This window comes from Pseudomonas sp. NY15356, assembly GCF_048068175.1.
GTDB lineage: Bacteria > Pseudomonadota > Gammaproteobacteria > Pseudomonadales > Pseudomonadaceae > Aquipseudomonas > Aquipseudomonas putida_K.
Genome location: NZ_JBLUPW010000054.1, coordinates 1 through 7,791, shown reverse-complemented (window position 1 = coordinate 7,791; position 7,791 = coordinate 1). Strand labels below are relative to the sequence as shown.

The following is a 7,791-nucleotide window of genomic DNA, read 5'->3' as shown; positions in this document are numbered from 1 at the left end:
CCACCTGCTCCGTCACGCCCAGCGGTCGGCCGGCCTGGGACGGGGCCTCGTACTGCCAGGTACGGGTGACTGCGAGGCTCAGGTCGTCGCTACCGTCTTCGTCGGTAGCAATCTGAGCCACCTCCATGAAAGGGCGCCCGGCGACATCCCTGAGGGTTATCGAAGTGCCCGCATCGACACTGCGGGTGCGCAAGGCCGTCCCGGCGAGGTCCGCCAGGTAGATGAAATTTGCCCGGCCAGCCACCGCCAGCCGGGGGTCGGCACTGCGTGCCAGGACGCCTCGGGCGTCGTGTTGGTGATGGGTGATACGTTCGTCCGTCACCTCAGGTTTATCTGGCTGACGGTAATAATCGATAGTGCGTACAACCAAGCCACGATTATCGACAACCGTGACGGTTGGCGTGTTCTGATGCAAAACCTGTGGGATGTCAGGCATCGGCAATCTCCTCGGCAAATACCCCATAGGGCTTTCAGTGGGCAGCACCCACGACATCAGGACGCCATGCCGGCCGTCCTGTACGGTGTGCGAGGATCCTAATCAAGGTGACAGGATAAAAAGACTGGCAAGGCTGCGAGTTGTCTGTCGGCACAACAGAGTTGACGAATAGCGTTTTTCCTTGACACTTCGAGACAATTCGCGCAATGCAAGGCCCCAACCTCAAGCGGCCTCGATCCTGGGCCTGTAACGTGCACGCCATCGACGCCTCCGCAAGGCCCAGGACGTCGCGCTGGTGCTCCATCATCGCCAGCCGGAGCCGACGGTGGCCGCGGCGGTCGCGGCCGGTGGCGCCCGGCTGTTGGTGATCGACAGCGATCCGGAGGATGCCATTGGTGGTTTGAAGGCCAGTGTCGGGCGGGTGGTGGGGGCGCTGGGCCGTGGGTAAGGCATGCACTCCGTTTGACCCAGCAGCCTTTACGTACTGCGATGCACTGAATATTGCCCTGTCCCGACCTTGACTTCTCTAGGCACTCTAACTTCCGGCCGGAACAGCTGGTTCATTATGACATTGAGCTTTTCCGGCACTCGCTCATTTAAGATGGCCACTTTATTTTTCAGGCTGGTCATCCAACGCGTCGCAAGCGCAATTTGCCTTCCCAAGGACATAATCGACATAAAGCGGCCGTGGTAGAACGTCTCTGTTCTCTGAGGGAGCGACCGTAAGCGCAGCTCAACTCTGCTACTCTCGGAAATCCACGGTATTCTTGGCACAGGGTATTCGAGCTCTATCTGATCCACGATAGAAATCGAAGCATACGTGAAGGCATCGTGTTCCAAAGGGATTCTATAAAATGTCTTACCAAATCTACTTACCGATTTGGATGGCTCCGATCCGATCTCCAATGAGAAGAAGACGTAGTCGTCATTGGCCAGCCCTTCAACATCCAAAGCATCAGAGTGACTTTCATTGAATGGAATACGTTGGTCCTGTAGATAGCGCCTCGAATAGATGTGTAAACCATCAGCCCCATCCAACTCTGCATCAGTCGCATGCACGGCATAGAACGTCTGTGCCGCAAATGCCTCGATAAATCCTAGTTCCAAGGCATTGAACTCCATATCCTGCAACACATGGTGATTATTCAACGCCAGCGCCTTTATATCGTGTTCTTCTCCATTAGGCTTACGCAGCAATGTTCCTTTTCGCATTCGCAAAAAGCTGGCGTCCGCACGCTCTGCTGCAGATTCTCTATTAAGGCCATTTTTATCCACGTAGCTAACGGGATTGTTTCCAACCATGCTGAACAGATTCAACCCGTCCACCGTACCGGCCGGGTCTGCACTCAACCAGCGCCCCGCCCAAGGCTGGTAATAGCGATACCCGTAGTAATACAGCCCCGTGGCATCGCGCTCCTTGCCTGAATAGCGCACGGTCTTGTAACTCGCCTCAATTTCATTACGCGCAACCCATACCGCCGTGCCGCCAAAGGGGTAGTACTCTTCCTGGCTGATCAAGTTACCGGCACCATCGACTTCCAGCGCGCTGCTGCCCAGCAGGTTGTCGTAGCTGTAGCGCAGTTGGTCGTTCGGTAGGTCGTCGGGTTTTCCTGCCGCCCAGTGCAGTACCCGCACTTGCGCACGACCGGCCTGCCCGACCGCCATCACCTGCAAGTCTTGGGTGAGCGTGCCGCCATGGGTGTGGGTACGCAGCTCCAGCCCTGGCAGGTAGATCACCCGCTGGGCCTGGGTGCTGCTGGCTGTTCGCTGGGTGCTGGCTTTCAGCACCCGCTGGCTACGGCTGTCATAGCGGTAGCTTTCGCGGTCGTCCGTAGCACCTTCGCGCTTCACCGACACGACCTGCTCGAGTTCGGCTCTCGAAGTCCAGGCCAGTGGTTGCCCCGGCAACAGCACGGCCTGCTGCCCGCCTGGGGTGAACAGCGCCTCGACAGCCGACGGGTCCTTCGTCAGGGTGCTCAACACGGCCCGGTTGCTATGGTCGCTGACGGTGAGGTCGGTGGTGTAGTTGTGGTTCGTGGCAGGGGCGCTGTGGCGGATCTGCAGCAGGTTGCCTGCGGTGTCGTAGCGGTACGTGCGGGTGTATGGGGTGTAGGTGGTGCTGTCGAAGGGGGTGACGTGCGGGAGGTGGCCGCCTGGTTGGCCGGCGTTGGCCATTTCGCGGCCCGTGGCACTGGCCAGTTGGTAGAGGCTGTCGTAGCTGTAGGTGTTTTCCGGCACCACTTTCTGGTTGCGCCAGAAGCGGGTGGCCTCGGCGTCGTTGCGGATCTTCAGCACGTTGCCCACCGGGTCGTAGGCATAGCGCAGGTCCTGCAGCACCTTCGCGCCAGTGCCCTGGCGCTCGGTCTTGATCGACGACAGGCGCTGGGTGTCGGACTCGTAGGTATAGGTGGTCACCACACCGTTGCCATGCACCTCGCGCAGCTTCTGCCCGGCGGCGGAATAACTTACGGACTGGACGATGACCTGCTCGGCCTTGCCCGCGATCGTCAACCAGCTGCCACTGAGCTGGCCGGCCACGTCGTAGGCCACCCGTTGCAGGTTGCCTGCGGCATCCAGGGTCGTCAGCATCACGCCCGTGGCGTCTGCCGTGGTCTGGGTCGTATAGGCCTCGGGGGCCAGTCGGGTGTCCCATTCCGCCGCCTCTTCGCCCTGCCAGTCGGCGGCGATATCAGGATGGTCGGCATCCTTGAGCAGCTGCCGGGTCGTTGCGATCGGCACACCCGTCAGGGCAACGCTGTTCGCCTGCACCAGCCCCGCCGGGTCGTAATGGCGGGTCACCTGCCCGAGCAGATTATGGTCCCGTGCCTGTTGCGTAACCGGTGCCCAGACGAACCGCTCGGCAATCCGCGCCTCGCTGTCGGCCACCTGCTCCGTCACGCCCAGCGGTCGGCCGGCCTGGGACGGGGCCTCGTACTGCCAGGTACGGGTGACTGCGAGGCTCAGGTCGTCGCTACCGTCTTCGTCGGTAGCAATCTGAGCCACCTCCATGAAAGGGCGCCCGGCGACATCCCTGAGGGTTATCGAAGTGCCCGCATCGACACTGCGGGTGCGCAAGGCCGTCCCGGCGAGGTCCGCCAGGTAGATGAAATTTGCCCGGCCAGCCACCGCCAGCCGGGGGTCGGCACTGCGTGCCAGGACGCCTCGGGCGTCGTGTTGGTGATGGGTGATACGTTCGTCCGTCACCTCAGGTTTATCTGGCTGACGGCAATAAGCGACAGTACGTACCACCAAACCACGATTGTCGACAACCGCAACGGTTGGCGTGTTTCGATGCAAAACCTGTGGGATATCAGGCATCGGCAATCTCCTCGGCAAATACCCCCTAGGGCTTTCAGTGGGCAACACCCACGACATCAGGACGCCATGCCGGCCGTCCTGTACGGTGTGCGAGAATCCTAAGCAAGGTGAAACGATAAAAAGACTGCCAAGGCTGCGAGTTGCCTATCGGCACAACGGCGTTGGTGAGTAGCGTTTTTCCTTGACGCTTCGAGACAACTCGCGCGATGCATAAGGGCCAGACCCAAACGGCCTGGCGTCACATGCCCGCTGACAGATGGCTTGCCGCACACAGCTCTCGGCCTGTAACGTGCGCCCCATCGCCGCCCCCGGAGCCACCCGCGTGTCCCTCAAAGCCCTGCGCACCCTGGTGACCATTGCCCGCCACGGCACCTTCGCCCGTGCCGCTGACGTGCTCAGCCTCACGCCCTCGGCGGTCAGCCTGCACATCAAGACCCTGGAAGACGAGCTGCAGGTCGCCCTGTTCGACCGTAGCCGTCGCCAGGTGGTGTTGACCGAGGCGGGGCAACTGGCCGTGGCGCGTGCCGAGAGTATCCTCGCCGCCTATGACGAGCTGGCCGACACCTTGGCCTGCGGCCCCAGCTTGCGCGGGCGGCTGCGCATCGGTGTGATCCATACTGTGTTGGCCCGGCGCCTGCCCAAGGCGCTGGTGTGGATCAAGGCCAATCATCCCGAGCTGCACATCAGCGTGTTTTCCGGCATGTCGGCGGAACTGGCGCGCCGGGTCGAGGATGGCGAGCTCGACGCAGCGATCACCACCGAACCGGTGCCGCCCTACCCCCAAAGCCTGCACTACACGCCGTTGTTCGAGGACCGTTTCTGGGCCATCGCCAGCCCCGAGCTTGCGGGCCAAAGCCTGACGCAACTGCTGGCCAGCCAGCCGTTCCTGCGCTTCGACAAGCGTGCCTGGGCAGGGCGACAGATTGAACAGGAGTTGCGCCGGCAGCGTTTGCAGGTCAGCGAGCAGATGGAGCTCGACAGCCAGGAAGCCCTGGCGCGCATGGCCGCCTTGGGGTTGGGAGTGGCGATCATTCCCATGGCCGATGATGATCTGGAGCGATTGCCGCCGGCTATAAGCTTGCCGTTCGGCGAGCCACAGCTGGTGCGCAGAGTGGTGCTGCTGGAACATGAGAAGAGCCAGCGGCGGCATTTGAGTGCGGTGTTGAAAATGGCGTTGGAGGCGTGAGGGCGCGTATGGCGCAGTCGCTGCGGCGGCTGTAAGATCGAGCGCCGCGCAGGCGGCGCATCGCGAGCTGCGCTCGCTCCTACGTTTGTTTCGGGCCAGTTCATCCTGTGGAATTTTCGCGCGGACGCCTTGGCGCCTGATGCAAGCTCGCGGCGTACGAACCAGGCGGTCGCGCGCGCCTACCACAGGCATTACTAGCCGTAAACAAACGTGGAGCGAGCGCAGCTCGCGATGCGCCGCGCGGGCGGCGCTCGATCTCATACCCACCTCCGAACTAAAGCCAGGCCCCATGGCAGCCCCGCAAATGTATCTGGACATGCACAAGCCTTGAAACGCTTCCCAAAGCCTTGCAGCTGGCCAACGGGACATGCCATGACCTGTTGCTGGGTAACGACCATGCGTTGGATGCCAGCAAAGCGCTGGTAGAGGCGCTGCTCGATGGGTTGGAGTTGCAGCGGGTGAAAGGGCCTGGGGTGCCGATAGCCTGATCGAAAGCGTTACCGCCATCGTGGGACAGCGATCCGACTTGTCCCGCGGTGGGAGCTACACCGAACATGCATTTTTCCTCAACAGTCACTGCAGAAAACAACGTTTTTTTCTGCTGGCTGCCGCCGCTAGGCTATGCCGGTACCCGACGACGGACCGCCCACGATGCTCCACCTGCTGCTCACCACCTTGCTCCCCATCATCCTGCTGATCACGCTGGGCACCGTGTTGCGGATGCGTGGCTTCCTTGCCGAAACCTTTTGGCCAGGCGCCGAACGCCTGAGCTACTACATCCTGCTGCCCTCGCTGTTCCTCCACGGCCTGGCCACCGCCAACCTCGATGGCGTGCCGATCTGGGGCATGGTCGGGGTGTTGATGCTCTCGACCTTGCTAGGCGGCGTGTTGCTGGTGCTCTACCAGAGCGCGGCGAACCATGACGGCGCCGACTTCACCTCGGTGTTCCAGGGTGGCGTGCGTTTCAACAACTACATCGGGGCCACGCTGGCTGCCGGTATCTACGGCAGCGCGGGCATCGCCCTGGCGGCGGTGGCCAATGCCGCGATCGTGCCGTTGGTCAATTTGCTCTGCGTGCTGGTGTTCGCCCGCTTCAGTGCCCGTCACAGTTCGCCACTGACGGTATTGCGAGCGATCTTTGCCAACCCCTTGATCATCGGCTGCGCCGGCGGGCTGTTGCTGCGCGTGACCGGCCTGGGCCTGCCAACGGGCATAGAGCCCACCGTGAAGGCCCTCGGCCAGGCCGCCCTGCCCTTGGGGCTTCTGTGCGTAGGCGCCGCCCTGGGCGGGGCGCAGCTGGGCCATCAGGTACGGCCGGTGATGGCCGCCTCGGCCTTCAAGTTCCTGGTGATGCCGCTGGCCACCTGGGGCCTGTGCCGCCTGCTCGGGCTGAGCGGCCAGGCCGCGGTGGTAGCGGTCATGTTCCAGGCCCTGCCGACCGCCTCGTCATCCTATGTGATGGCCCGTCAGATGGGCGGCAACGCCCCGCTGATGGCCACCATCATCGCCTTGCAGACCATCAGCGCGGCCGTCACCCTGCCGTTGGTACTGAGCCTGGCGCTGGGTTGAGCCCGCTGCAGCGCCAGTGGGGTACTCAACTGCCTCGGCCCAATGGCGCCGCCAAAGGGCTATTCGTCACCCAATAAATTTCATCCAAAATCATATTGATAACGGCCTTTATATCATTTTGCTTTTGACAAATGCTATCCGCATCAGAAACTCCTTTTTTGCTTGGTCGCTGTTCAGTTCTTGCGGACCATGCTCATCCCAAAAAGCCGACCAATCGGTTTCATCAAAAATGCCCCAATCAGCCGATTCAAAAAACACATCCAGATGATGACGTGTAATGCTGCCCTGATGTACCTCTTCCTCTGAAGAAGGCACATAGCCGGCCATTAGCGTAGACTCATGATCGATGGCGTAAAGTTTTTTATCTTCACCGCGCAATACATTGCCGCCATCATTCCGTCTGTCACGCATAGCCAACAGATAGTCAAATATATAGAGAGGCGTATCTTGCCTCTTATACCCCTCCGGCTGCTGAGCGCCATTTATATATTCAACCACTATCTGAGTGGGATCTCCCACCACCAATGCAACGGGCGGAACGATATTCATGCGCAGTGTATCGCTAAACTTCCACGAGAAAAACTCCCGCTTAGCAAAGGTACGCTCTTCTGCACCAGTTGCGCCTTCCATGGCAAAATCCATAAGCTTCTTGTGCACGACCACTTTGCCGTCCAGCCGAACCAGTCGTGTTTCATGACTGGTATCATAGACCTTGATCTCTGTCGCCCCAGCGAGACTATCAACCGTGATATCTCCATGATCAGCAAGGCGTAATATTTCATCATCATTGAAACGCAAGACTTCCGTTTCACTTTTCCCTGTTGTTCCTGATGGCACAGGCGCCATGGTAGGTCGAGAAGCTAACATCTCTTTTCGTACAGAGCCTACATCACGACGAGTCGGTCGCCGCGGAGGGGGTGAAGGGGGTGGAGGGGGTGGAGGAGACATACGGCCATCCAGATCCCTTCTGTTAACAGGACAGTTTTGGCACATCTGGAATAGATTCACCCCATCAATGAGCCCACCCGGGTCGGCACTCAACCAGCGCCCCAACTCTGTCTGGTAATAGCGCCAGCCGTAGTAATACAACCCCGTCGCATCCTGCTCCTTGCCTGAATAGCGCATCGTCCGTTGGGTCAGGTTACTGGCTTCCTCGGCGGCCTCGTCACGCCCCACCGTACCGCCATAGGGCGCGTATTCCTCTCGGGAAATGAGTGTGCCCGACTCGTCTGTCTCCCCTCCCACGCTGGTCAAATGATCGGTGAAGCGATAGCGCAGATGG

5 protein-coding genes and 2 pseudogenes are annotated in these 7,791 nt (G+C 60.5%); 4 read left to right on the top strand and 3 right to left on the bottom strand.

Annotation, left to right across the window (positions count from 1 at the left end; translation table 11 throughout):
- A pseudogene (locus tag ACNFCI_RS23770) lies at positions 1-322 on the bottom strand (RHS repeat protein); the annotation flags it as partial.
- Between the two features lie 388 nt (positions 323-710).
- Between ACNFCI_RS23770 and ACNFCI_RS23765 the strand changes: the two are divergent.
- A pseudogene (locus ACNFCI_RS23765) lies at positions 711-884 on the top strand (metal ABC transporter substrate-binding protein); the annotation flags it as partial.
- A 29-nt stretch (positions 885-913) separates the two neighbouring features.
- On the opposite strand, the gene ACNFCI_RS23760 reads toward ACNFCI_RS23765, so the two are convergent.
- Positions 914-3,754, bottom strand: coding sequence for an RHS repeat-associated core domain-containing protein (locus ACNFCI_RS23760; protein ID WP_416768383.1), 2,841 nt, complete (start codon positions 3,752-3,754; stop codon positions 914-916).
- Positions 3,755-4,076: 322 nt separating this feature from the next.
- On the opposite strand from ACNFCI_RS23760, the gene ACNFCI_RS23755 reads away from it, so the two are divergent.
- The 3 genes from ACNFCI_RS23755 to ACNFCI_RS23745 all read left to right on the top strand — a co-directional run bounded on the left by ACNFCI_RS23755 (position 4,077) and on the right by ACNFCI_RS23745 (position 6,509).
- A complete protein-coding gene (locus ACNFCI_RS23755; protein ID WP_368829781.1) occupies positions 4,077-4,940 on the top strand; it encodes a LysR family transcriptional regulator in 864 nt (287 codons plus the stop codon).
- Between the two features lie 347 nt (positions 4,941-5,287).
- On the top strand, positions 5,288-5,428 hold the full coding sequence (locus tag ACNFCI_RS23750; protein WP_172403067.1) for a hypothetical protein: 141 nt from the start codon (positions 5,288-5,290) through the stop codon (positions 5,426-5,428).
- A gap of 163 nt (positions 5,429-5,591) precedes the next feature.
- On the top strand, positions 5,592-6,509 hold the full coding sequence (locus ACNFCI_RS23745) for an AEC family transporter (RefSeq protein ID WP_084858918.1): 918 nt from the start codon (positions 5,592-5,594) through the stop codon (positions 6,507-6,509).
- Positions 6,510-6,617: 108 nt separating this feature from the next.
- Here the strand turns inward: ACNFCI_RS23745 and ACNFCI_RS23740 are convergent.
- Positions 6,618-7,791: RHS repeat-associated core domain-containing protein (locus ACNFCI_RS23740; protein WP_416768381.1), on the bottom strand; the 1,174-nt coding region annotated here is incomplete at its 5' end.